This window comes from Verrucomicrobiaceae bacterium (assembly GCA_016713035.1).
Classification (GTDB): domain Bacteria; phylum Verrucomicrobiota; class Verrucomicrobiia; order Verrucomicrobiales; family Verrucomicrobiaceae; genus Prosthecobacter.
Window position 1 is genome coordinate 223,177 of sequence record JADJPW010000007.1, and the last position, 24,558, is coordinate 247,734.

24 protein-coding genes and 6 pseudogenes are annotated in these 24,558 nt (G+C 59.6%); 17 read left to right on the forward strand and 13 right to left on the reverse strand.

From position 1 onward, the window contains the following. Window positions 1-30 precede the first annotated feature (30 nt). The 3 genes and pseudogenes from IPK32_20375 to alr all read left to right on the forward strand — a co-directional run bounded on the left by IPK32_20375 (window position 31) and on the right by alr (window position 3,430). Window positions 31-2,196, forward strand: a pseudogene (locus IPK32_20375) (heavy metal translocating P-type ATPase). Between the two features lie 155 nt (window positions 2,197-2,351). Beyond that, on the forward strand, window positions 2,352-2,576 hold the full coding sequence (locus tag IPK32_20380; GenBank protein ID MBK8094251.1) for an alanine racemase: 225 nt from the start codon (window positions 2,352-2,354) through the stop codon (window positions 2,574-2,576). A gap of 53 nt (window positions 2,577-2,629) precedes the next feature. Beyond that, complete coding sequence (alr, locus tag IPK32_20385; protein MBK8094252.1) at window positions 2,630-3,430, forward strand: alanine racemase; 801 nt, start codon at window positions 2,630-2,632, stop codon at window positions 3,428-3,430. Window positions 3,431-4,046: 616 nt separating this feature from the next. Here alr and IPK32_20390 read toward each other — a convergent pair. After that, window positions 4,047-4,599: pseudogene (locus IPK32_20390) on the reverse strand (hypothetical protein). A 73-nt stretch (window positions 4,600-4,672) separates the two neighbouring features. Next, complete coding sequence (locus IPK32_20395) at window positions 4,673-4,951, reverse strand: hypothetical protein (GenBank protein ID MBK8094253.1); 279 nt, start codon at window positions 4,949-4,951, stop codon at window positions 4,673-4,675. Between the two features lie 105 nt (window positions 4,952-5,056). Between IPK32_20395 and IPK32_20400 the strand changes: the two are divergent. The 4 genes and pseudogenes from IPK32_20400 to IPK32_20415 all read left to right on the forward strand — a co-directional run bounded on the left by IPK32_20400 (window position 5,057) and on the right by IPK32_20415 (window position 6,687). Further along, window positions 5,057-5,403, forward strand: a pseudogene (locus tag IPK32_20400) (DUF1802 family protein). Further along, window positions 5,400-5,630 (forward strand): DUF1802 family protein, encoded by a 231-nt coding sequence (locus IPK32_20405; protein MBK8094254.1) that lies wholly within the window; start codon window positions 5,400-5,402, stop codon window positions 5,628-5,630. Before IPK32_20400 ends, IPK32_20405 begins: the two are co-directional and overlap by 4 nt. Beyond that, window positions 5,627-6,220: a CDP-diacylglycerol--glycerol-3-phosphate 3-phosphatidyltransferase gene (gene pgsA, locus IPK32_20410; protein ID MBK8094255.1), complete on the forward strand. Its 594-nt coding sequence runs from the start codon at window positions 5,627-5,629 to the stop codon at window positions 6,218-6,220. Before IPK32_20405 ends, pgsA begins: the two co-directional genes overlap by 4 nt. Window positions 6,221-6,226: 6 nt before the next feature. Further along, window positions 6,227-6,687 (forward strand): annotated as a pseudogene (locus tag IPK32_20415) (RidA family protein). 57 nt (window positions 6,688-6,744) lie between these two features. Here the strand turns inward: IPK32_20415 and IPK32_20420 are convergent. The 8 genes and pseudogenes from IPK32_20420 to IPK32_20455 form a co-directional block, all read right to left on the reverse strand. Further along, window positions 6,745-8,082, reverse strand: a complete 1,338-nt coding sequence (locus IPK32_20420; GenBank protein ID MBK8094256.1) for a hypothetical protein — start codon at window positions 8,080-8,082, stop codon at window positions 6,745-6,747. Window positions 8,083-8,097: 15 nt separating this feature from the next. Beyond that, window positions 8,098-8,247: a hypothetical protein gene (locus IPK32_20425; protein MBK8094257.1), complete on the reverse strand. Its 150-nt coding sequence runs from the start codon at window positions 8,245-8,247 to the stop codon at window positions 8,098-8,100. A gap of 297 nt (window positions 8,248-8,544) precedes the next feature. Then, window positions 8,545-9,759, reverse strand: a complete 1,215-nt coding sequence (locus IPK32_20430; GenBank protein MBK8094258.1) for a hypothetical protein — start codon at window positions 9,757-9,759, stop codon at window positions 8,545-8,547. Window positions 9,760-9,817: 58 nt separating this feature from the next. Further along, window positions 9,818-10,649, reverse strand: a pseudogene (locus IPK32_20435) (acetyl-CoA carboxylase carboxyltransferase subunit beta). A 271-nt stretch (window positions 10,650-10,920) separates the two neighbouring features. Beyond that, window positions 10,921-12,503, reverse strand: a pseudogene (locus IPK32_20440) (sialate O-acetylesterase). A 346-nt stretch (window positions 12,504-12,849) separates the two neighbouring features. Further along, window positions 12,850-13,485, reverse strand: coding sequence for a hypothetical protein (locus IPK32_20445; protein MBK8094259.1), 636 nt, complete (start codon window positions 13,483-13,485; stop codon window positions 12,850-12,852). A 130-nt stretch (window positions 13,486-13,615) separates the two neighbouring features. Further along, window positions 13,616-14,008, reverse strand: a complete 393-nt coding sequence (locus IPK32_20450) for a type II toxin-antitoxin system VapC family toxin (GenBank protein ID MBK8094260.1) — start codon at window positions 14,006-14,008, stop codon at window positions 13,616-13,618. Window positions 14,009-14,042: 34 nt separating this feature from the next. Next, window positions 14,043-14,270 carry a hypothetical protein gene (locus tag IPK32_20455; protein MBK8094261.1) on the reverse strand — a complete coding sequence of 76 codons (228 nt, stop codon included), beginning with the start codon at window positions 14,268-14,270 and terminating at the stop codon, window positions 14,043-14,045. Window positions 14,271-14,504: 234 nt separating this feature from the next. Between IPK32_20455 and IPK32_20460 the strand changes: the two genes are divergently transcribed. Then, window positions 14,505-14,735 carry a hypothetical protein gene (locus IPK32_20460; protein MBK8094262.1) on the forward strand — a complete coding sequence of 77 codons (231 nt, stop codon included), beginning with the start codon at window positions 14,505-14,507 and terminating at the stop codon, window positions 14,733-14,735. Continuing rightward, the gene (locus IPK32_20465; GenBank protein MBK8094263.1) at window positions 14,732-15,022 is read left to right on the forward strand and encodes a type II toxin-antitoxin system RelE/ParE family toxin; all 291 of its coding nucleotides are present in this window, start codon (window positions 14,732-14,734) and stop codon (window positions 15,020-15,022) included. The genes IPK32_20460 and IPK32_20465 overlap by 4 nt, the downstream gene beginning before the upstream one ends. 3 nt (window positions 15,023-15,025) lie before the next feature. On the opposite strand, the gene IPK32_20470 is transcribed toward IPK32_20465, so the two are convergent. Continuing rightward, window positions 15,026-15,640, reverse strand: coding sequence for a DUF4375 domain-containing protein (locus IPK32_20470; GenBank protein ID MBK8094264.1), 615 nt, complete (start codon window positions 15,638-15,640; stop codon window positions 15,026-15,028). An 85-nt stretch (window positions 15,641-15,725) separates the two neighbouring features. Further along, window positions 15,726-18,236, reverse strand: coding sequence for a DUF1592 domain-containing protein (locus IPK32_20475; GenBank protein ID MBK8094265.1), 2,511 nt, complete (start codon window positions 18,234-18,236; stop codon window positions 15,726-15,728). Window positions 18,237-18,406: 170 nt separating this feature from the next. Here IPK32_20475 and IPK32_20480 point away from each other — a divergent pair, with 170 nt between their 5' ends. The 5 genes from IPK32_20480 to IPK32_20500 all read left to right on the forward strand — a co-directional run bounded on the left by IPK32_20480 (window position 18,407) and on the right by IPK32_20500 (window position 21,519). Further along, entirely contained in the window at window positions 18,407-18,892 is a 486-nt protein-coding gene (locus IPK32_20480; GenBank protein ID MBK8094266.1) for a hypothetical protein, read from the forward strand. A 78-nt stretch (window positions 18,893-18,970) separates the two neighbouring features. Next, window positions 18,971-19,159, forward strand: coding sequence for a hypothetical protein (locus IPK32_20485; protein MBK8094267.1), 189 nt, complete (start codon window positions 18,971-18,973; stop codon window positions 19,157-19,159). A 67-nt stretch (window positions 19,160-19,226) separates the two neighbouring features. Then, entirely contained in the window at window positions 19,227-19,658 is a 432-nt protein-coding gene (locus tag IPK32_20490; GenBank protein ID MBK8094268.1) for a protein kinase, read from the forward strand. Between the two features lie 12 nt (window positions 19,659-19,670). Continuing rightward, window positions 19,671-20,135: a serine/threonine protein kinase gene (locus IPK32_20495; GenBank protein ID MBK8094269.1), complete on the forward strand. Its 465-nt coding sequence runs from the start codon at window positions 19,671-19,673 to the stop codon at window positions 20,133-20,135. Continuing rightward, window positions 20,098-21,519 carry a choice-of-anchor D domain-containing protein gene (locus tag IPK32_20500; GenBank protein ID MBK8094270.1) on the forward strand — a complete coding sequence of 474 codons (1,422 nt, stop codon included), beginning with the start codon at window positions 20,098-20,100 and terminating at the stop codon, window positions 21,517-21,519. Before IPK32_20495 ends, IPK32_20500 begins: the two co-directional genes overlap by 38 nt. Before the next feature lie 11 nt (window positions 21,520-21,530). Here IPK32_20500 and IPK32_20505 read toward each other — a convergent pair whose 3' ends face one another. Then, on the reverse strand, window positions 21,531-22,520 hold the full coding sequence (locus tag IPK32_20505; GenBank protein MBK8094271.1) for a DUF4105 domain-containing protein: 990 nt from the start codon (window positions 22,518-22,520) through the stop codon (window positions 21,531-21,533). 183 nt (window positions 22,521-22,703) lie between these two features. Between IPK32_20505 and IPK32_20510 the strand changes: the two genes are divergently transcribed. The 3 genes from IPK32_20510 to IPK32_20520 are packed head-to-tail and all read left to right on the forward strand — an operon-like array spanning window position 22,704 to window position 24,546. Beyond that, window positions 22,704-23,432: a DUF2092 domain-containing protein gene (locus tag IPK32_20510; GenBank protein ID MBK8094272.1), complete on the forward strand. Its 729-nt coding sequence runs from the start codon at window positions 22,704-22,706 to the stop codon at window positions 23,430-23,432. Window positions 23,433-23,464: 32 nt separating this feature from the next. Next, window positions 23,465-23,824, forward strand: a complete 360-nt coding sequence (locus tag IPK32_20515; GenBank protein ID MBK8094273.1) for a hypothetical protein — start codon at window positions 23,465-23,467, stop codon at window positions 23,822-23,824. A 41-nt stretch (window positions 23,825-23,865) separates the two neighbouring features. After that, window positions 23,866-24,546 (forward strand): carbonic anhydrase, encoded by a 681-nt coding sequence (locus IPK32_20520; protein MBK8094274.1) that lies wholly within the window; start codon window positions 23,866-23,868, stop codon window positions 24,544-24,546. The last annotated feature ends 12 nt before the right edge of the window (window positions 24,547-24,558 follow it).

A 24,558-nucleotide genomic window follows, 5' to 3' on the forward strand; every position in this document is an offset into this window, starting at 1 on the left:
TCTACCTCAGCGCCCTCCGACAATGCCTGGATGACCGCCATCGAGTCTTTTTTGCTCGATGAGCCCTCCATAGAGGCCATTCGGCTCGATCCGCAGTCCCGGAAGGTCGAAATGGCCACTCTCGGCCGCGTGGATGGCGATTTACTCCAGGCCAAGCTGGCCGAGGTGCTGCGTAGCATTGATGCGAAGTGGCTCAAAGACATCCCCGGCCACACACCGATGCTGGGGGTGAGCCAACCGAGCAACGGCGTGCTCCCAGATCGAGAAACCCACCTGCCCCACCGCGCTGACTTTCTGGAAGTGGCGCGAGTTCGAGTGGCCGGAGTCGGATGAGCTCGAACAAGAGAGTGAGGACGAGTGGCGCATGCTCGCGGTGCAGGCAGCGATCTGCGGCGTGGCACTCGCGGCGGGGTGGTTCTTCGGCCATCCGGCGCTTTTCATCATCTCACTCGTCGCGGGTGGCTGGGATGCCGCGAAGGATGCGTGGGAAAACCTGCGTGAGGGCCGGCTCGATGTGCATTTCCTCATGCTCGCCGTAGCTCTCGGTGCTGTGGCCATCGGTGCGTGGGAGGAGGGTGCCCTGCTGCTGTTCCTTTTCTCCACCAGCGGTGCTGGAGCATTTCGTGCTCTACCGCACGCACCGGAGATCAATGCGCTGACGAAAACCGTTCCCAAAATCGCCCATGTGCTGCTGGCGGATGGACGACGGAGGACCGTGCCGTGCAGTTGCTCCGTGGGTGAAACCATCGTCGTAAAGCCGGATGAGCTCTTCCCAGTCGATGGCAGCGTGCTCACTGGCCTCACCGCCGCAGATGAATCCACCTCACGGGCGAATCACTGCCCGTAGCCAAAGAAAAAGGTGCCGCGATCACGGCGGCACGCTGAATCTCTGGGGCCTCGTGCAGGTCCGTGTGGATAAACTGGCGACGCAGAGCTCCCTGGCAAAAATCATCTCCCTCATCCAGAGCGCTCAGAAAATGCGGGCACCGAGCCAGCGCTTCACAGACCGCTTTGGCACGCGGATACGCTTTTGACCCTCAGCATCGTCGCGGTGATGTTTTTGTCTGGTGGCTGGGTTTTGGCATTCCGCCCTTTGAGAACACGGAGGCCTCTAAATCGGCTTTTTACCGTGCGATGACGCTGCTCGTCGTCATGAGCCCCCTGTGCGCTCTGTTTTGTCGATCCCATCTGCCATTCTAGCTGCCATCGCATGGGGAGCGCGGCACGGCGTGCTCTTCCGTGGAGGTGCCGCCATCGAAAAGCTGGCAGAAGTCGATGTGGTGGCGATGGATAAGACCGGCACGCTCACCGAAGGGGAGCTGCGCGTCACGAAGATCGAATCCTTCCCGCAGGCCGCGGAGAGCGACGTGCTGCGCATCGCGGTGAGTCTGGAGTCGAACTCGAACCACCCCATCGCCCGTGCCATCACGCGGTTTGGCCAGACGCAGGGCATCGCAGCGGAAAGCTGGCGGAATTTCACTCCATCGCCGGGCAGGGGCTACGCGGCCGCACTGAGGCGGGCCTCAGCTACGTCGGTAGGCGTGAGCTGGTGCAGGGCAGCCCACTCGGGGATGCACTGGCAGGCGTGCCAGATGCGCCACTTGGCTTCAGTGAGGTGTGGGTGCTGCATGAGCAGATCGTGGGCCGCATCTTGCTCAAAGATGAGGTGCGTCCAGGCAGCCGTGCGGTGCTGGAGCGCCTCGCGGCGGATGGTGTGCGCACCATCATGCTCACCGGAGACCGCCGCGCCGCCGCCACAGAGGTCGCAAAACAGCTCGGCATCGCAGAAGTCCGCGCTGGGCTGCACCCAGAGGACAAAGTGGCCGCCATCCGCGAGCTGACGCTGGAAGGCAAAAAAGTCGCCATGATCGGTGATGGCGTGAATGATGCCCCAGCCTCGCCGCCGCCTACGTCAGTGTGGCGATGGGTGCACGCGGCAGTGATGCGGCACTGGAGCAGAGCGATGTGGTGCTGATGCAGGACAAGATCGAAAAACTGCTCTCCGCCCGCCGCGTCAGTGAGCACGCCCGGCGCATCATTCGTCAAAACGTCGTCATTTCACTGGGCAGCGTCATCATCATGGCGGTGGCGTCCTTATTCGGCATCGTACCGCTCACGCTCGGTGTGCTGACGCATGAGGGCAGCACCGTGATCGTGTGCCTGAACAGCCTGCGCCTGCTGTTTGAGAAGGAGTGACGATTCATTCCACGGACCGAGTGATTTTTCCTGCGGCTGTGCTCAGTTCTGCGCTCTCCATGGATGCCATCCGCCCTACCCACGTCGAAATCGATCTCAGCATGCTCGCGCAGAATTTTGCGGCGATACAGGCGCATGTGGGCAGGTCGTAGGTGATGCCGGTGGTGAAGGCCAATGCGTATGGGCATGGCATCGTGGAGTGTGCGCAGCATCTGGTGAAACAGGGTGCCACATGCTGCGGCGTGGCGCTGCTGGAGGAGGCGGTGATGCTGCGGCAGGCGGGCATCACGGTGCCGATCCTGGTTTTTGGCGGTGTGGCGACGCGGCAGATCCCGATCCATCACGCATGGTCTGATGATGACGGCCTCCTCCATCGATAAGCTGCGCCAGATCGATGAGGCTGCGGCAGCGGCGAAGTCGCGCACGCGTGCATTTGAAAATCGACACCGGGATGGAGCGGATCGGCGTGCATTGGTACAGTGCCGAAAAGCTGCTGGAGGCCTCTCTGAGCCTGAAAAACGTCGATGTGGCCGGTATTTACTCCCATTTCGCGACTTCGGACGCGGAGGAGCTTTTTCGCGCAGAGGAGCAGTTGGCGCGATTTCACGAGGTACTCGATTTTTACCCCAAACACAGCCTACCGACGCCGCAGCGGCATATCGCGAATTCGGGCGGTATTTTGAATTTGCCGCAGAGTCACCTGGATCTCGTGAGGCCGGGAATCATGCTCTACGGCGTGTATCCATCGCGTGCGACGCGTCAGTCGGTGCAGGTGCAGCCGGTGCTGAGTTGGCGCTCGCAGGTGGTTTTCTTCAAAGTGGTGCTGCCAGGGCATCCTGTGAGCTATGGAGGCACCTGGAAGAGTGATCACCCCGTGCGGGTGGTGACGGTGCCCGTGGGCTACGGAGATGGCTACTTCCGTGCGCTATCGAATCGCGGCCAGGTGGTCATCCGTGGTGAGCGGCACCCGATCGCGGGCCGTGTGTGCATGGACCAGTTCATGGTGAACCTGGAATGGGGCACCGCTTACAATGGCGATGCCGTGACTCTGATCGGTGATGGCATCAGCGCCCAAGATGTGGCGGACTGGGCCGGTATGATCCCCTACGAGGTGCTGACGAATGTGCATGCACGCGTGCCGAGGGTGTATGTGGGGGGTGAGGTTCTCGGTTCCCTGTTCCCTGTTCGCGGTTCTCGGTTCGCTGTTCTCAGTTCAGTTTTCGGGCTGAGGTAGCGGAGTTTGAAGCGTGCGTCGAATTTGCCGCCGGCGTGGGCTTTGCAGCAGTTGCAGGCGCGGGGGGCCACGGAATTTCCGCACTTTGCGCACGGTGTATTGGCAACCCGGGGCAGACGTAGAGTGCTTGCGCTCGACTTCGTTGCGCGGGAAAGGCAGGCTGTGGCGGGCCCGCTCGCCGGGGATGCCCAGATCTGCGCAGGCGGCACGCCAGCGCCTGTGGGGCTCGATGCGGCGGCGTCCACAGCGGTGATGGGCGATGGATGGGCGAGCTCAGCTTCAGGGTGCGCTCGACCTGGCCATCGAACTCGCAGGCGTGGATTGAGCTCGATGCGGCACTGGCCGTAATGGGCGTAGCCTGCGGTGCTGCGTAGGCGCGGATTCCACTCGATGCGCAGCAGCCGCATCATGCCTGGGAGCTCGAGTTTTCCAACCAGCCACGGGCGCTGCCTCCAGGGCCTCATCGCGGGTGGGTTCGTCGTTGGTTTCGGCCGGTGGCTCGGGCTGAGGTGCGTTTTCACGCAGGGAGCGCAGCGGGGACCACTGCGGCGCGGCGGTGAAGTCAAAAAGAGCTGGGAGAGGCCGAGGCATGGTGCGTCAGTGCTTCTTTTGGGCTTCACCTGATGCCCTGCTGACCGAGGGCGTAGAGCATGTCGGGCGGGACGCTTTCGAGGATGAAAACATTCGCGCCGATGGTGCTGCGGGCTCCGATGACGGTGTCACCGCCGACGATGGTGGCATTGGCATAGACGGTGACGTGGTCTTCGAGCGTGGGGGTGGCGCTTTTTCCCGCGCAGGGCCTGCCCAGCCGCGAGTGAGCGTGCGACGAGGCCCACGCCCTGGTAGAGTTTCACATGGTTGCCGAGCTGGGCGGTCTCGCCGATGACGACGCCGGTGCCGTGGTCGATGAAGAAGTGGGTGCCGATCTCTGCGCCAGGATGGATGTCGATACCGGTGCGGCCATGGGCCCACTCGGTCATCATGCGGGGGATGAGCGGCACGTTTTCTTTGTACAAGACATGCGCGGTGCGCTGGATGGCGATGGCCTCCAGGCCCGGATAGGCCAGGATGATCTCCTCAAGCCGCGTGCGGCGGATCTCCGGCAAAGCGGCCTCGACATCGGTGGGAGCAAGGCGCGGACATCTGGCAGACTGAGCATGAAGCGGCAGACGAGTGCGGTGGTGTCGATGTTTTTGTATTCATCTCCGCCATTGAGCCGCATGCTGCGGCTGACTTCTGCATTCAGCCGCTCACGGATGCTGGCGACGAGCTCACTGGTGACGAGGCCGAGCTCCTTGGAGGAGACGGCTTCTTCGGAGAAAAAGCCGGGAAGAGCAGGTGGAGCAAGTCCTCACACAGCGTGGCGATGGCGTGCTTGGAGGGCAAATCGCCGCAATCGAGGTGATTGATGCCGCCTACCTCGCAGTACGAGGCCATGAGGCTGGTGACGATTTCTGTTTGGCGGCATTCCATGTGGTCTGCCGTTACCGCAGCATGCAGCGGATTCAAGCGCGGGGCCACACTTCGCGATGGATGATGGCATTTTGTGAATAAGTGGGGCGATTTTAGCGCTAGCCTGCTCCATCACGCTCTTGCGGGCTCTGGCGCAGCGTTGTATCCGCGCAGATGCCCACACTCCCTGCCCCGATTGGTTTTAAAGAATGGTCCTTTGTCTGCGATGCGCTGACACAGGGACGGCGGAGCATCATTTTGCGCAAAGGCGGCATTCATGAGGGCGCGGCGGCTTTGAGTGGAAGCACCGGCAGTTTTTGCTGTTTCCGACGTGGTTTCACAATCAGGCGGAGAAGCTGAGTTGGACGCCGGAGAACACGCAGCGTGATTTCCCGCCGGAGGAGCAGCGGCAGACGGTGGACATCGATGGCTGTGCGACGCTGGAGCAGGTGTGGAAGGTGACGGATTGGGGAAAAGTGGCCGCACTAGCCCCCTGCACATCTGGAATGAGGACGTGGTGAAGGAACGCTTCGTCTATGATGAGGAAAGTTGCCTGCATGTGGCTCTAGTGCGTGCTTACCAGCTGCCGCAGCGCTGGCACTTCCCCTATGCGAAGAGCTACGGCGGCTGCCGCTCCTGGATCACGCTGCCGGAGGAGGGGCTGCCGCTGGCTGAGAAGGCAGTGCCTGCACTCAGTGATGCGGCCTTTGCTGAAACAGCAGCAAAACTGCGAGCGATTTTGGGCTGACTTTACTCCCCAGCATCGTAAAGACCGCCGCGCATGAATCTCCGAACAAGCTCACCGTCGCCCGCCTGATCCTCACGGCGGTTTTTGTCGTGTGCTTTTGTGTGCCGTTCCCAGAGCATATCAGCATCGCGGCGCTCATCTTCGGTGTGGCTTCGATCACGGATTATTTTGATGGCAAGATCGCTCGGCAACGCGGGATCGTGACGAACTTCGGCAAGCTCTTCGATCCCCTGGCGGATAAGGTGCTGATCGCGGCGGCTTTCATCCTGCTGGTGGAAAAGGCCGAGCTGCCCGCGTGGATCGCCATCGTGGTGCTGGCGCGTGAGTTTTGTGTGACGGGCATCCGGCTCGTCGCGGCGGGTCAGGGGCGATTTTGGCCGCAGAGCGGCTGGGGGAAGCAAAATGCTCTGGCAGATCATCACGGTGAGCTGGTTCCTGGTGAAGCGTGCATCGAAGGAGACGCTCTTCGGCTTTGCGCAGCCGCTGTATGTGCATGCACCGGCCTGGGTGCCGAGCTTCCTGATTTATTTCACCACGCTGCTGACGCTGGTGTCTGGCTTCAGCTACTTGGAAAAACCGCACGCTTTTAACGACGCATGAATGCTGAATCGCAAATCTCCACCCTCGGTCTGACTCTGCCACCTGCACCACCGCGCGGGGGTGTGTATAAGCCTGTCGTGATCGTGGGCGAAGTGGCCTACGTCTCGGGTCATGGACCGTATCGTGGCCCGGATGACTACATCTGTGGCCGCGTGGGTGCTGATATGAGCCTGGAGGAGGGCAAGGCCGCCGCACGGCAAGTGGGCCTAGCAATGCTAGCAACGCTGAAGAAGGAACTAGGCAGCCTAGACCGCGTGAAGCGTGTGGTGAAGCTGCTGGGCATGGTCAATAGCACGCCGGACTTCGGCGATCACCCGAAGGTGATCAATGGATGCAGCGAGCTCTTTGGCCAAGTGTGGGGTGAGAAAATGGCATCGGTGCACGCAGCGCGGTGGGCATGGGCTCGCTGCCGGGGAATATTGCGGTGGAGATCGAGGGGATTTTTGAGGTGGAGTAGGTTCGCGGTTCTCCGTTCCCTGTTCCCTGTTCTCTGTTCTCTGTTCGCGGTTGTTCGTTACTTGCCGAAGATGGGGACGACTTTGTTGAGGAGGTCGGTGCCGGTTTTGGCGGCGTCTTCGAGTGCTTTGCTGGGGAGCTTGGCGGCGTCTTCGCCGAGGATGGGCTTGAGTAGCGTGTCGGTGGCTTTGTTGAGCGCGGCTGCGGGTGTGTCGAGCACCAGAGACATGCCTGCGGCTCCGATGAGACGAGCGCTGAGGTCTTCCTGCGGGGACTGGACGCTGCCAGCGATTTTCACGCGGGTCCAATGCAGGCCGGGTGGGCCGCTGGGATGTGTTTCGATGAAAATGCGGCTCTCAGCACCTGGGATCCAGCGCAGTGCCTCGGAGGTGACGCCGACCATGAAGTCGCCGGCGATTTGATCGCCAGGGAGCAGCGTGAGGCTGCCTTCGATGCGCAGGAGGCCGTTGCTCTGCACGATGATTTTTTCCATTGGGTGCCGCCGCCAGGATGTGGCTTTACCGTGGCGGGGTGGCGATGTCGAGCGAGAGGCGCTTGAAGCGCTCCATGCGTGTGAGGTGGCTGTTTTTCGAGAATGGGCAGCATTGAGCACACCGTCTTTGAGAGCGACATCGGCCTGCCATGTCATGGGCCGACCTGCGCCGCCATTGAAGTCGGTCTGGCCTTCAAGCTGGCCACTGAGGCTGGATTGCCATGCTTCGGCCAAAAATTCACTCACAGGCACTTGGGTGGCCTTCACGGTGGCTTGCCAGTCACTGCCGAATCTGACGCTGCCGTGCATGCTGGCTTTGGCGCGGTCTTTCCAGCGCAGGGAGGAGTCCGTGATCTGGATTTTGTCATCAGCGAGGCGGAGCGTGGCGCTGACGATTTCGAGCTGGAGGGGCTGTTTTTGGCTGGGAGGCGTCACGGGCGTGCGCAGGGTGCCTCCGCTGAGCTGGCCGGGGATGGTGAAGCGGCCTGGGGAGGTGGTGGCACTGCTGTAGGAGCTGAGATGAAGCCGTGACTCTGCGAGCTGCCATGCGCCGTGCGTGAGGCCGAAGCGGTCGCAGTCGAAGCCATCGACTTCCGTGACTGTGGGGATGGCAGCGATCCAGGAGGGTAAATCTGCCCCAGCGTGCTCGGCTTGATGCGAGGACTCTTTTGGAGATGCGGGAATGCGGCTGAGGGTGATCTCATCCGCACCTGCGCTCTGGATGTGCCATGCGCCACGTCGGATGGCCCCGAAGTCCAGTGCGGCTCGCAGCTCCCGCGCGGCGATTTGCCATCCGGCGGCTGTTTCGATGTCCACATCACTGCTGGTGGCGGCATCATTTTGCCAAACGGGGCTCGCAATGCTGGCGTGGCCGCCAAAGCGGCTTTCGAGCTGTTTTTCCACGAGTGCGGGAATGCATCACTTCCGGAGAAAACGCTGGATGTAGCCTGCGACGAGCGATGGCAGCGCTAGGACGAGTACAGCCCCCAAAATGAGCAAGAACCCGCCTAGCCACACGAGCCAACGGAGTGAGGAGGTGGGACGGCGTTGCTGTGAGCGGCGGCGCATGATCAGAGCGGCCCTCTCGGGCGGTTTTTAGAAGCCGACAACGTAATAGAGGCCCTGGGAGACGAGCTCGGCCTCTTGCATGGTGATCCAGCGCTCTTTGAAGCGCTCGCCCCAACTGTCGCTGAAGGCGATTTCGTTGGTCTCTTTGTTGTAGCCGACGATGAGGACGACGTGGCCGGTTTCTTTGTCTTTGCGCAGCGGGTTGGAGGCGGCTTCGCCGGTGACTTTGGTCTTCCACTGGCCCAGTTGGTGACGTCTTTGCGGGCCTTGGTGCGGTCGTCAGCGGTTTTGTTGAAGTCATCGGTGCTGAAGAGGGTCCAGATGACGGGCACTCCTTTGTCGATGCTTTTTTTGCAGCTCTTTGAGCTTCATTTCGCCCTGCCAGGCGTCAAAGGAGCGCTGCTTGCTGCGGATCTGCTTGGCCATGCCTTCAAAGATGGCCTGCATGCTGGTGCCACCGCCGAAGCCGGTGTCTCCTTTGTTGGCGATGATGTACATGTCCGCCGGGATGCCGAGGAAGCGCATGGCACGCTCTGCGGTGGCGGGGGCGCAGTAGCCTTTGGGCCCCTGATCGACCATGGGGATGTCGCCGATGACGATGTCGCCATTTTCACGCTTCTCGATATTGGCCAAAGCACGCTCACGGATCACCTTGTCCACGGTGTCTGCGACTTTGCCGCCAGCATCCGCGAAGGCGCTAGGGACGAGCTGGATGCCGACGTACTCGCCTTCCACATCGGCCAGGAGGATGCTGTGGCCGCGCCAGTCCCAGCGCAGCATGGTCTCACGCACGGACTGGCTATCGCCGATGCGCTCCTTCACAGGTGCACCGAGTGTTTTGGTCAAAGCGGCGGTGATGGCAGTGACGTCCTTGTCCATGGCGGTGCGGACGATGGAGGCGGCCTTGGCAGGCGGTGTGTCACGGTCAAAGTGCATCTCGCCACCGCCTTTGGCGCTGAAGAGGTCACCTTTGTTCGCGAAGACGATGGAGAAGGCGGTGACTTTGTCGTTTTCCGCATACATGGCGACGGAGAAGGGATGCGTGCCGAACATCTGGTAATCATCCTTCGTGTAGGAGCGGTAGCTGCTGGTGAGCTTGGTCTTCGATTCGGATGGGATGCCGAGTTTGGTGGCGATCTCTTCTGCGGAGCTGTCCCAGAGGGCTGCCTCGCCGAAAAGGGGCTGACCGACGGCCTCATTCACGACTTCTGGGGCGAGTTTATCATTCGGGCCGGCTTTGTAGGCAGGACGTGGGGCGGTGGCGGTGGCTGGAGCCGCAGATGGGGTGGCTGTCTTCAGATAAGCCTGATCTGCGGCACTGAGGCTAGCGATTGCCAGGGTGAACTGCTGACCGTTGGCCATGGCGATAGTGACATTGGTGCCACTCACCGCGACGAGGCGTGCCTGGATGGCCTTCCCCTGCGCATTGGTGAAGGTGCGCATCTCTGCCTGCTGCGCGGTGGCAGTGTGAGCTGCGAAGAGGAGAAGAAAGAGGCCTGCGAGGTGCTTCATGCCCGCCTTTTACCGGAAAGGCGCGTAGCGGTCAAGATGGCTCATGCATCGTCGCGACTTACTTGCTCATGTAGCGCAGGACCTTGGCCAAAGTGCTGCGCATGTCCTTCCGATCGACGATCATGTCCACCAGCCCATGCTGGAGCATGAACTCGGCCGTCTGGAAGCCAGGGGGCAGATCTGCGTGCGTCGTTTCTTTGACCACGCGTGGGCCGGCGAAGCCGATCATGCACTTTGGCTCTGCGATGATGAGATCCCCCAGCGTGGCGTAGCTGGCCGTGACGCCGCCCGTCGTGGGATGCGTGAGGACGGAGATGAAGGGCAGCCGCGCCTCTGCATGGCGTGCGAGGGCACCGCTGGTCTTCGCCATCTGCATGAGGCTGAGGATGCCCTCATGCATGCGGGCACCGCCGGAGGCGGAAAAGACGATGACGGGCTTTTTTCTCCGCCGTGGCAGCCTCGATGGCGCGGGTGATTTTCTCCCCCACGACACTGCCCATGCTGGCTCCGAGGAAGCGGAAGTCCATGATGGCCAGTAGCACGGCGATGTCTTCGATCTTGCCGCGTCCGGTGACGACCGCCTCGCCGAGGCCGGTTTTCTTCTGGTAGGCCTTCACTTTGTCGAGGTAGCCCTTGAAGCCGAGGGCGTTCACCGAGTCGAGCTTGGCGTCCATTTCCTGAAAACTGCCTTCGTCGACGAGGCTGACGATGCGCTCACCGCTGCTGATGGTGAAGTGGTAGCTGCAATGCGTGCAGACGCGGAGGTTCTTGGTGAGGGCGTCCTCAAAGAGGCTTTCGTTGCAGGAGGGGCACTTGGTCCAAAGCCCTTCTGGCATGTCTTTCTTCTTTTCGCCGAGGTCATCGACGCTGCGTTTCTTGAAAAATCCCATGGAAAATAAATGTGTAGTTGATCCGCTGCACAGCGCAGACGGGAGGCCCCTAGCCCATCTCCCCGGTTAAAAAAGTCGCGGGAGCGGCATGGACGGCCTGCAAACGCCGTCCCGCCAGAGCAGGAGCCGCCCCAGCCTAGACTGGAAGCGGACGACGATCCTAGGCGGGGTTTGAAAAGCTGGCAATAGCGGTGTTCTGCCCACAAAAAAGCCGGGGAGGGCCATTTTGGTGGCTCCTCCCCGGCTGGAATGATGCGAATTGAAGGGACGATTACTTCGGCTGCGTGATCATGGGGAAGGTGTCACTGCGGAAGGGAGTCACCGGCAGGCCCTCTTTGCTGAAGAGATTGCACACAGGATTATCACTCCAGGCGTAGCGCACGGCGATGGGTTTTGCCACGCCAGCAGCGCTGACTTCGATCTTGTCGGTGCCGACGAGCTTGCCCGTGGCCCAGACCCAATTTTTTATCCTCGCCGCAGATAGCGAGGCCTTTGATCAAAGCAGCGTCGTCAAAGGAGTAGAGGCTGCTGCCAAAGGTATCCAGCGTGACGATGGCCTTATTCCCGACGATCTCGATGCTCTTGTACTCAGGGCTGCGGAAGGGGATCTTCATGCCTTAGTCCTTGGCCAGTGCGAGGCGCACCAGGCGGTCTGCCACATCGCGCTTGTTGCGCGGGTGGATGTCGCGGCCTTCGCCGATGTCGATGATGACGGCCTGGCCGCCGTTTTTGATGGCATTTTGGGTCTTGGTCTGGCTCTCACGCAGCTCTGCCCAGTCGCTGTCGCCAGGCAGTGGCTTCTCGGGTTTGAAATCGGCCAACTGCACCCAGTAGAAGGGGAAATCACCCTGCTGCCACTCATTGCGCCAATGCTGGATCATGAGCGGGAAGAGGTAGCCGTACTCAAAGGCACGGGAGGCATTGTCAAAGGCACGGGAGGCATTGCTCTCGCCCTGATACCAGATGGCCCCCTTGATGCCGTAGCCGATGGTGGGACGCAAAACGCCGTTGTAGATGTTTGCAGGGCGATTGTTGCCAGAGCCGCTGCTGCGGGCTCTGTGGAGCACGCTCGTTGAAGGGCTTTTTGGCGGCTTTGGCCTCCTCGGAGCGCTTTTTCCATCCTGCGAGTGCGGTTTCGTATTTCTGCTTCGCAGCATCACTCGTGAGGTCTTTTTCACGGCTAGCCCAGCCATCGAGCAGGGTTTTGAAGCGTCCATCCTTCTCCAGCACATCGCGGCGCACCCAGGCCTCCGCTGCACTGCCGCCCCAGGCATTGTCGATGAGCCCCACGGGCACATCCAGCGCCTGATGCAGCGTACGGCCAAAGAGAAAGCCCACACCGCTGAACTCGCCTACATTCGCAGGTGAGCACTCTGCCCACTCACCCTTGAAGTCATCCTGCGGCTCCTGCGTGCCGACCTGCGGCACGGAAATGAGGCGGATCTGCGGAAATTTCGCCGTCGCGATCTCCAAATCTCCATCATAGCTCTGCGCCACGGTCCACTGCATGTTCGACTGGCCGGAGCAGATCCACACCTCACCGACGAGGATGTTTTTGAGCTCGACCTTATTCGTGCCGGCGATGCTCATGGTGGCGGGCTTTGCACTGGCAGGCACGGGATCGAGCTTCACGGTCCATTTCCCTTGGCATCGGCCACCGCCGACTTCGTCTGGCCACCAAAATTCACCGTGACCTTCATCACCCGGCGTGTCCCAGCCCCAGATAGGATTCGCGTTCTTTTGCTGGAGCACCATGTGATCGCCGATGATGGCGGGCAGCTTGATTTCAGCGTGCGCAGCCGTGGTGAGCAGCGCGAGGAGGAGTGAGCAGAGCGAGAGTCTAGGCGAGTGCATGTGGTGATTGATTCAGGGTCGGATCAAACGGGCCACGCCGCGAGGTCTATCAGTCCAACATGGACGGCGTGGAATCCATGCGCCGACTGCATCCAGGGGGGGGGCAAATCCTTTCCGAAAGCCGAATATGCGTGGAAACAAAATTCGTCATTGGCCTCGCGCATCTGTGAGCACTCGGTCATTTCATTTTATCTCTCAACTGCGCCGCTGCCAGCGCCGAACATACACTCCAAAGCGAGCTGCACCCCTTATCACCTTGCAACAAACCGGGTTCCCAAATCTGGCACTACCCGCGAAGACGAGAGTGCTGACGGCTTTGCAGTGGTTGTTGGAGTGAATTACCAACTTAGGTCGTCGCATCCTGAATAGTGAAAAACAGCCTCGTGGAGTAAACTGCTCCACTTGTGGCCAAGGGCAAGTTAGCCGCCAGACTCTGTAGAGGCTCAGAAATCTCGTTATCGATCAAAACCTCGATGGTGGGAGCCTGTGACGGCACATGGGAGTAAAAGTATCTCACCCAATGAAGACCTCGCGTGAGTGAAAAGGACTCCAGATGCTTTTGCAGTCCCTCAAAAATGGGTGCCCACTGATCGGTTGGAAAATCTCCCCGGTATCGAAGCCATCCGAGCGTGATCTGTCGATTTTGTCCTCCAATACTCCAAACCTCTCGATCTACATGCTCACATGGGCGGCCAAGGAGTGTCACAAACAACGCATGAAAGCTGCAATCTTGGAAACTTTTGCAGGCATCTTGCAGAGCAGATGTGAAATCAGGACCAATCCCGGCAAACGATTCGATTATGTGCTGTCCTTGTATTGTAACAGTCACAAAGTCAGCCTGCAGGATCAAATTTTGCGGATGCCTTAGGTGATCGAAATGTGCGGCTCTGGTAAACAAGCGCCCACCATCGACGCATATCCAGTTTCCCACCCGGACTGCTGAGGCACCATGCTCACGATACATCCCAAGGAGGAAGTTCATCAAACGATCATCTGGTACTGGATAGTCGAAGTCAGGAGGCGGGGTAACCTGAGGAAGCCGGTGCTTCCCCTGAATGAGATATTCCCAAACAAATCTTAGATTGGAGCAGAGGGACGGCATGGCGGCAGCTTCACGGCAGGATCGAATACCCAATGACCTGCACGCCTGGGAAGCGGGTGAAATGCCGGGTGTTCTGCGTGAGCACGGGCAAACCGTTTTCCAAGGCGGCAGCAGCGATCCAGGTGTCGGCAGAGCCGATGGTTTCGCCTAAAAGCGCCAGATCAGCTTCGATCCGCGCTGCTCGCCAGACCTGAGCCTCGGTGATGGGCAAGGTGCCGAAAGGGGCAAGGAACCTTCGCAATGCAGCATCCATCACGCCTTTTCGATAGGCACCACGAGCAAACTCGAAAAGCACCTGCCAGGGCATCACCGGTTCTGTCAGATGAGAGCGAAGCTGTAGCAAACGGTGCGGCTCACGGCGCAGCCGCCACATGTCGATGAGCACGGTGCTGTCAGCAATCAATCGCATCAGTTCCAGGCGGCGGAGAGTGGGCGATTCATTTCCTTCCCAAACTGCACGAAATCCTCATCGCTAAGGTCAGGCAACTCGGCAGCAGCTGCGAGAGCGGCATCAAAGTCAAAAGGAGTCTGCGCCACTTCGGTGCGTGCGGAGCGCTGAGAGAGAACTTGCAGTCCTTTTTCACCAGTGCCGACCAGTCATGAATGTTCGTTGCCTGCTCCGCTTCGTGGAGCAGGGCTTCGTCGATGGTCAAGGTAACGCTCATGGGGCGATTTTAGTGGCCCAGAGCCATTCAGGCAAGTGGACAGTCATTGGTACTCGTCAGGCGATTTGGCTTCGGCTTTAGCCGAAGACGGACGTCGCACTTTAGCCGATGCCGCCGCTGTAAGACGAGCGTGGCATAGGTTCGGCAGTAGTAGTTCTAGTGAAGTGAAAGGATCAGGATCAAGCCAAAATCTCGCTCGTTGACCTTGGGGGTGGTGGTGAATACAATCACCTCATGAACACAACTTACGAATCCGTGATGTCCTCCGCGATGGAGCTTGCTCCGCAGGACCGTTGCCGGGTAGCATCTAGCCTGTGGGAGTCCACCCGCTCGCGTGTGGTGGAGGTCGATGATGAACTGGAGTCCATGCTCGATCAGCGTGAGGACGAGTTGGAGAAGAACCCATCCCTCGAAATCAGCCACGAGGCGTTTCTCGGTCACTTTTCAAATCGCCGTCGGTCGTGAAGCTGACGTATCACATCGCCGTTCAACGCGAAGTGGATGATGCTTGTGCTTGGTATGATGAGCGCAAGGACCGCCTGGGTGATGAATACTTTCAGGAGGTCGAACGTGTCCTGGCACAGATCGCAGATAATCCACAAGCCTTCCCGCAGGCATCACAGGGACGCCGCAAGGCTCATTTGAAGCGCTTTCCATACACGATCCTCTACCGCATCCACTCCGACCGTGTCCGTGTTTTGTCCGTCCGACATGACAAACGGCATCCGAACTATGGAGCCGGGAGGAAGTGAACTTTAATCCGTGAGTTTAGGAATGAATAGGCCCTTTGAAACGCCCCACGCAGTCAGTCGTTCGGAAAGCCCGTCTGGATCATCCCAAAACTGTTTATCGAGTCGATCAAGCTCCTCAGCCCAGCTTGCGGGCGGATCGGTGGGCTCTTTCCGCCACCAAGGCAGGACATCGAATCTCTCATCTCGATCTTTGGGAGGTTCAGTCATTCCTGGAAACAAAAGCTCACACGACCTCGCGAGAATGCGGCGACTGTGCCAAGCGTCCAGCTCTTCGAGAGCGGAAAGCGTCTCGGCATACCGATCACCGGAGCTATTGGAGTAAAACTGATGCAGGCCACCATTGTGAACTTCTCCGTTCACCACGCATGTGAGGTAATAAACTCGCTCAACTTCGGAAAGACCTTCGTAGCCTTCGGGTGTCTTGTAGATTCGATGGATTAGCGCCGACCAGTAATCTCTTTCGGGGTTTGTTTTGCGCTGCTCTTCATAGTATTTCTTCGAACGCTCAAGATTCTGTCGGATACCCTGTTTGCACGCCATACAGACACCACCTGTCGCAGCCGCCGTGGAAGGCAAAATGGTAGCACCACACTCTTTGCAAGGAACTCGTTCGGACATGCTTCAATGATTTTGATTGTCGCTACGATGTCGACAGAAATGTGATCAAAACCCGAATCTGGAGATTCGGGCTACGTTTGGTGACTCACCTCGACCGGAACATCTCGCTCATCAAGCACTCGACCATGAGCGTCTTCAGCCCGAGGCCCTGCTTCTTCACTTTGTCGTGAAGTTGATCGAGAGGGATGTCGTCGTTGAGCTCCATGGTGCGGCCGGTGGTGTAGGTGAGGAGCTGGCGGACGAGGTGGCGGGTGAAGAGATCACTGCGGGTGTCGCGGATGACCTTCTTGAAGCCGGTGAAGTCGGCGTAGGTCTCGCCGGAGGGGAATTCGCCGGTGGTGTCGATGTCGGCGGGTTTGGCCTTCTTGCTGGCGGCGGGGTATTTTTTGCGCCAGCGGCCGACGGGGTCGTAGGCTTCGAGGCTGAAGCCGAGCGGGTCGATCTTGCGATGGCACTCGGCGCAGGCGGCGTCGGCGCGATGCTTGGCAAGGCGGTCGCGGATGGTGGTGGCGCCGCTGACATCGGGATCAATGGCGGGAACGACATCCGGCGGCGGTGGCGGCGGGACGCCGAGGAAATTCTCCGTGACCCACACGCCGCGCGTGACGGGCGAGGTCTCGACGCCGTTGGCACTCACGGTGAGCACCGCGGCCATGCCGAGCAGGCCGCCGCGATGATTGTTGCCTTTGAGGCTGACTTTTTGGAAGCCATCGGCGAGGCGCAGTTTGTCCTTCTCCGGCAGTTCGTAGAGTTTGGCGAGTTTCTTGTCCACGAAGGTGTGCTCGCAGTCGATGAACTGCGCGGCGCTGCTGTTGTTCTTGAGCAGATCGCGGAAAAACAGCCGTGCCTCGGCCTTCATCGAGCTAGGCAGGTCCTCGGCGTAGTAGGAGCGGAAGTTTTCACGCGGCGGCGGCTGCGAGCCTAGGTCGCGGAGATTGAGCCAGCTATCGAGGAAGCCGTTCACGAAGCCGGTGATGCGCTCATCGGCGATCATGCGCTCGATTTGCTTTTTCAATTCGGCATCCTGCGTGAGCTTGGCGGACTTTGCGGAGGCGAGCAGCGCGTCATCCGGCGGTGTGGCCCAGAGGGCAAAGGAGAGGCGCGAGGCGAGGTCGTAGGGCTTCAGGGCCTTCGCCGACTCGTCGGTGATCTCGCTGAGGTAGAGGAAGCTCGGCGAGCACAGGATGAGCTTCAGCGCATCGAGCGCGGCCTGGCGTGGCGTGGCTTTTTCCGCGAGGCGTTTGTCATACATAGCCTTGATCGGCTGGCGGTCGGCCTCGGCGAGCGGGCGACGGTAGGCGCGTTCGGCGAAGGCATTCAATTGATCGAGCGCCTTGGCCTCCTGAAAGCCGTCTTTGCCGAAAACGGCCGCTTCCTCGACGCTGCCATGATTTTCCGGCACGGGGCCATGGATCACGATCTCGCTGATGCGGATGTGCGGGAGCTTGCCCTCCTTCAAAATGTGCGCACGACCGACGCCTGAGCTGCCGACATCGCTCTTGAACTCGTCTTTGTAGCGTTTGTTGATCGTGACGACAGAGGCGCGGGATTCATACGGGCCGTTCGGGAAGATGAAGCGCGGTGTTTGCCCGGCTTCGAGCCACACGCGGAATTTGAGCCGCGTCGGCGTGTTGTCCGGCACGACGGCGGTGGCGAGCACGGGCTCGATGGGCTGCGGATAGTGAATGTGGCCCGCAGTGACATCGCCGGGCACGACGCCGAGGATGAAGGGCTCGGAGAAGTCGATGCCGAAGATGGCGGGATCGTAGTGCGTGTCGCGATGCATCGCGGCGGCCTCGACTTCGAGGTCATAGAGGCCGGCGGCGGGCACGCCTTGCTTGAAGTCCTCGATGTGGCCGTAGCCGCCCTGGCGTGTGTCGCTATTTGGCTGCTCGTAGATGTTGAGGTAGCGGTAGTTGAAGGCGCTTTTGTGCGAGCCCTGCAGTTCCTCGTATTGCACGAAGTGGCTGTTGAACTTCCAATCCTTCGGCGGCGGCGCCGGTTTGCCGAGACGGGCCTCGACGAGGCGATTCGCGGATTGGAAATACTGATCGACGAGGAACCCGGAGGTCACGAGCGACTTGCCGATCGTGTCCATGTGCTCGGTGGTCTTCTCCTTCGGAAACTGCGCCGTGAGGCCGAGCGTGTCCACGCGACGTCCAAACAGCACCGCGAGCGTGTTTTCATACTCGCGGCTGGAAAGGCGGCGCATCACGGTGCGGCTGCCGGTGCTCTGAAATTTGCCATGCGCGGCCACCGTGCCATCGCGGAGGGCACGGATCATGGCGATGCGCTCCTCGTCATTCGGCTGATCGGCCTTCTTTGGCGGCATTTCCTTCAGCGTGAGCTGGTCGATGATGTCGCGGGCATCAATGAGCTCGTTCACCGACTTCAGCGGCAGCGCGAACTTGTCGAAAGCCCGATCGCCCTTCTGCACATCCGCGTCATGGCACTCCAGGCAGTATTTGCCGAGAAACTGCTGCACGAGCTTTGGTGTGTCGTCCGCAGCGTGGGACAAAGTGGCCGCAATCGCGAAGCAAAGCAGCCCTCTCGATCCGCGAGAGGAGCGTGGGGCGTTGAATGGGGATTTCGTCATCGAACAGGAAAAACGTGAGGTGTTGGCAAGAAAGTTAAGCTCATTTTGCGGAGTCAGATGGCTACTTTGCTGGCGCAAAAACGATTGGGCAAATCATGCATCCAATAAACTTCTCATTGTCAGCAGATATGACGTTTATTTATGAACATAGGGGGATATATCCCTAATTCATGCCCCCCCCGACCACGACATCCACTCCGGCTGCGGAGCCTCATGCCCAAGTGTTTCCGATGACGCGGTGGTCATTGGTGCGGCGGGCCGGGGCGGTGGATGAGCAGGCGGCGGAGGTGGCATTGGGGCAGCTTTTGCAGGCTTACTGGCGTCCGCTGTATGTGTATGCGCGGCGTACGGGGCTGAATCAGCAGGATGCGGAGGATGCGGTGCAGATGTTTTGCCACTCGCTGGTGAGCCGTGGGTCACTGCGTAGCGCGGATGAGGCAGTGGGACGTCTGCGTTCGTTTTTGCTCGGGGCTTTTCAGAAGCAGCTAAGCGAGATTCATCGTGATAAGACGCGGCTGAAGCGTGGCGATGGGACGCAGGTGGTATCTCTGGAGGATTCTGAGGCGGCACTGCAAATGCAGCCAGTGGATTGCGAGTCGCCAGACCATGCCTTTGATCGGCGCTGGGCTTACAGTTTGTTGGAGCTGGTGCTTTAGCGACTGCGGGCGGAGTATGTGGCGCGGGGGAGCGAGAGATTGTTTGATCGGCTGGAGCCTGCTCTCGCCTGGAATGGAATGGAACAAAGCCATGCCGAGATCGCTCAAAGCCTCGCGATGACACCCGATGCGGTAGCGCAGTCAGTAAAGCGGATGCGCTCTCGCTACCGGAAGCTGCTGGAGCTCGAAATCGCCGAGACAGTGGATGGGCCCGAGGCTGTGGCAGAGGAGCGAGCCTACCTGATTCGTATCTTGAGTGGTACGTGATCGAATTTTCAGCGTCAGTTTTCGCTGGTGACGGCAAAGCACACACCGATCCCCTGCCCTACCGCCAATGACCGAAGCCACCGCCATCATCCACTGGACCACCTGCCCAGATTGCCAGCATCGTTTTGATGCGGCGCTGGTGCCCGGTGGCATCTGCCCGCGCTGCATGTTGGCCGGTGGTGAGGATGTGGACGATGATGATGACGCGATAGCACCCGGCATCAAAGCCTGGCAACCACCTAGCGTGGCCGATCTGCAACCGATGCTGCCAGACTATGAACTCATCGAGCTGATCGGACGCGGCGGCATGGGAGCGGTGTATCGTGCGCGGCAGCCCACGCTGGATCGGCTGGTCGCGATCAAAGTGCTGCCAGCGGAGACGGCGGAACGTGAGGCAGGTTTTGTCGAGCGATTCAAAAACGAAGCACGGCTACTCGCACGCATGAATCACCCCGGCATCGTGCATGTGTATGACTTTGGCACGCTAGTGGATGGCTAGTGTTACTTCGTCATGGAGCATGTGGATGGCACCGATGTGGCCCGCATGGTGGCGGCGAGTGGTAAACTGCCGCCCGAGCACGCAGCGAGCATCACAGCGGATGTCTGCGCGGCGCTGCACTACGCGCATGAGGCCGACATCGTGCACCGGGACATCAAACCGGGGAACATCCTCGTCACGCGGCAGAGTCAGGTGAAAGTGGCGGACTTTGGCCTCGCGAAGCAGCATGACCATGCACTGTCACAAATGACCCAGACTGGCATGACGTTGGGCACGCCGGAGTTCGTCGCCCCGGAGTCGCTGCTCACGGGCATGGTGGTGGATCATCGTGCCGACCTCTATGCCGTGGGCGTGATGCTCTACAACATGCTCACCGGCCAGATACCGCGTGGCGTATTCAAGCCTGTCAGCTCGGCTGTGGCCGTGTCTCCTGCATTCGATGACATCATCCAAAAAAGCCATGCAGGCCGATCCTGAGCATCGCTACCAGACGGCGCAGGCATTGCAGACCGATGTGCAAAGCGTGCTCCAGGCCAAACCGGAGTCAAAAGTCGGAACAGATCCCCAATCAAAGCCCGGGGGCAAAACGGGGCGATGGATCGCGGTTTTCGTGGGAGTGCTGGGATTGATCGCAGCGGCCGTTTTTTATCCCTCAGCATCCCCGCCTGCCGCTCCCGGCTCCCAGGCAAAGGAGGAGAGCGGCGGAGACATCTTGGTCGAGGATGAAAAGGGAGCCGCATTGCCCGTCACCATCACAGCGCAGAATTTTGGCGCTGGCTTGGATGTCTCAGTTGAACTCCAGAATGTCAAAAACGTCGTTTCGGGCTTCGGATTCCATCTCGCGCTAAAAAAGGACGGCACCCTCTTCGTCTGGGGAAACAACAAGAACGTCGAAATCAGCCTGCCCGTTGGTTTGACGGATGTGATCGCCATCGGGGCAGGCAGTTATGCCACTCATGCGCTGGCAGTGCGGGCGGATGGCAGCGTGGTGGCCTGGGGAACGAATACCCAGGGACAGTGCGATGTGCCGCCCGGACTCACGGATGTGGTGGCGGTCAGCGGAGGCAGGATGCACTCGCTGGCACTGAAAAAAGACGGCAGCGTCGTCACCTGGGGTGGGCGTGGCTTCGACTTTGTCTCGGCTCCCAGTGGACTTTCGGACATCATCGCCATTTCGGCTGGAGGCTTGTTTAATGTGGCTTTGAAAAAAGACGGCTCTGTGGTGGCCTGGGGACTGAACCGTGTCGGCCAGACCGATGTGCCTGAAGGTGCCCGCTCCGGTGTGATCAGCATCAGCGCAGGCTCCGAGCATGCGCTGGCTCTGAAAAGCGACGGCTCTGTAATCGCCTGGGGACACAATAGCTTGGGCCAGGCCACCGTGCCCACTGAAGCAAAAAGCGACGTCATCGCCATCGCCAGCGGGACTTTACACAGCCTCGCCCTGAAGAGCGATGGCAGTGTCATCGCCTGGGGTGGCAAAGACACATCCATCCCGACTCCCACAGATTTCCGCGCCCGCGCCATCACCGCAGCCGGGATTCAGTCACTCGGCATCATTCAGAGAGCTGCTCCCCTTGTGCTCCAGGGCAGCGGCAGTGTGAAAACCTTGAAAATCAAAAATCGCGGCAACGAAAAGCTTACCACAGCCACCCCACTACTCTACGGCACCGATGTTTCTGACTTCGTGCTCGACACCAGCAGCCTCAGCAACCAAATCGACCCGAATGGCAGTCAAAACCTGAGCATCACCTTCCGCCCCACCACCGCAGGCTCGAAGTCCGCCTTCCTGCGCATCCCCAGCGACGACCCCGACACACCGCACTACGACATCCCGCTCACTGGCACTGCATCGAATCCTTGAGTGAATCGCCGTCAGAAGCCGGGCCGCCCCACACGGATACGTTTGGAAAAATCAGGATCGAGGTCAGCGGCCCGTGCTTCGGCATTGATCAGAGATTTGGCTTTCAACTCAGCAAGCGTGAGGTCGGCGGTGCGGATAGCTCCCCGCTCGAACAACAACTCATCGAGCGAACCATTCGCCAGGATGCGCCAGTCCCACTTGGCCCGCTCCTGTGTGGGATGCTGCGCACGAATGCTCGTGGTACAATTGGTGGTGACCGCATTATACCAGCGCGGCTGCTTTTTCAGCTGATTGAGTGAGTGAACATACTCCATGAAGCGTTCACGGGCAGCGCCAGGGCCGAGCGTCGTGCGGTAGAGACGTGTCGTCTCGCCGCCGGTCAGATTGGTGCGCAGGCGGATGACATCCCGCTCATCAGCCACTATGTAAATGAGCTCAAACTGACGGTAGAAGCCACCGATGGCGGAGTAACCCTCGCCCATTTCCTTCCGCGTCTCGATGGAGAAGCAAAGCGGCGGCGCATCCGTGAACTGGAAGCTGACAATCGGGTGCGCCATGAGCGGAGAACCCCACTGGTTGATGAAAAGATCCACCCCCGTGAGCTTGGTGAGGTCCACCGTGCGAGATTCCCATCGTGGCGCCGGTTCTGTGTGCCCTGATTGATGATCAAAGTTGCGCACGTTATGCAGCGTCACTCTTTCACCGACCACCTCAGCCCATGCCAACTCGGCGTTGTTGGCCAGCCATTGACGATCGTTACTGGGGACAAGTGTCAGCCACCAGCTGAGCACAGCAGCAAAAAGCAGCGCCACCACCGCGAACTTCCTTAGCATCGTCCGCATTAGAACGAGCACCGTCGCTATGGCGATGAGAAACACCCAAGACACCACGCCTCGCCCAAACGGGAAGTCGTAATGGAGCGCACCGAATGCCCAAGTCACACAGCCCAACGTAACGATCCAAGCGATGCCCTTAAGTGCGATTGGTCCCATTTTTTTCATGAAGCGCCGACTCTGTAAGATGCCCCAAGGATGAACAAGACAAAATATTCGAGTGCGTTACGCGCATCGCAGACTGCCCAGCAAATAGATCGCTTCAAAAAATAGCTACACATCGTGCGTCATTTTTTCCGGCCAATGGCAAATCACCTTCATGCGGGCACCCTTATCGCCACCTCCTAGATCATGAAAATACACTCTTTCGTACTCCCATTGTTCGTCATTGCCTCTTTGCTGGCATTGAGCACTCATCACGCACAAGCTCAGATCGAACCTGAAGCGACGGCGCTGGCCAGGGCGGTAGGCGAAAAACTTCAGGCTGCGCAGACCATCAAATTAACGGCCAAGCATACGCTCGATCCGCGACTGGGTGTGGGTGCTGCTCATGAGAAAGGGGCGCTGCATATCTCCGCGCAGCGCCCGAATCGCTTCTATGCCATCCAGCACGCGGGTGACGAGACACGCGAAGTCGCCTTCAACGGCAGCGAGCTTTGCTTGATGCATCCTGGACTCAAACACCATGCTTTGGAGTCTTTCAAAGCCGGGTCGGTGGAGGAGTTTGCGGACTTGGTGGCGAAGAAGTTCGGCTTTCGTCCACCAGTGGCAGAGTTGCTTGCTACGGATGTGGCGGCGCAGCTTATGATGAATGTGACCTCCGCCAAAGTGATGCACGGAGAATGGGTGGGCTTCACCCGTTGCGATCGTCTGCACTTTGAGCAAGAGGGCATGACGGGCGATCTTTGGGTGGGGAAAAATGACGGCCTCCCACGGCGCTACCTACTCACCTTTGCCGGCGGCTTGAACTGGGACATCCGCCTCACCAAATGGGAACTGAATGCACCCGTCGATGCCGCCCTGTTCACCAAACGTCCAGCAGCAGACTCACAAAAGGTGAAAATGCTGAAGAGCCGCTGATCTCACCTCACAACCTTACTGAAGCCATCTCTATGAAACTCTATTCCTCAGCTAGCGCTTTGCCGCTCATCATCGGCATCCTTTTCACCGTCATCGTTGCCGAATCAATGGCTGGCCCACGTTACCCATCCAATCCACGGGGCATTCATAATCCGCGCGGTGCTTATGACCCACGGGGCGTGTTTGATCCACGCGGACCGTTCGACCCGCGCAATCCGGCACCCTACATGTATGGGCTTCCCACAGGCTATTCTCGGCACACCTTTGTCGGCGTGAACTATTACTACTGCGGCGGCATCTACTACTACCCGTTCATCATTAACGGGCAGACGGTCTACACCCGTTGCGTTATCGTCAAAGGGGTGCCAGTTGTCCCGGCTCGGCCTTATTGAATCAACCTCACTGAATCATCTAAACCGTCGCTACCTCACCCATGAACATCCGCCTCATCGCCCTCTCCTGCGCCATCCTCACCAGTTGCACAGCAGTTCAGCATCACGCGCCGACAGCAGCAGCACCAAAGATGCCCACAGCTTCTCAAGTCATCACCAAATTGAAACGGGGCAATCGCCACTTTGTGAATCACCTTCTGAGACACCCAGACCAGGGCGGGAGGCGTGTTCATCAGCTCGTCACGGGACAGCATCCCATCGCTACGGTGCTGAGTTGCTCGGACTCCCGGGTGCCGCCGGAACTCATTTTCGATTTAGGGCTGGGCGATTTGTTCGTCGTGCGTGAGGCGGGCCATGTCGCGGATGATGCCACGCTGGGCAGTCTCGAATACGCGGTGGAGCATCTGAAGACGCCGGTCATCGTCGTGATGGGCCACGAGAGCTGCGGTGCCGTCACCGCCGCGGTGGATGCCTGTGCCACGCACAAGGCGGCAGGCGGCCATGTCCAGCGACTCGTGGATGACATCTCTCCTGCGGTGAAAATGGCGGGCACAGGAGGCTCGCGTGACTCGCAAATCGCCCGAGCAGTCACCTCGAATGTGAAGCTCGTCATCAGCCAGCTCATGGCAGACCCCGCTCTCGCCAAAGCCGTGCGTGAGGGAGAGGTGAAAATCGTCGGCGCTGTGTATGACCTGCACTCTGGCCGCGTCATCTGGCTGTGATCCATTCTGAGT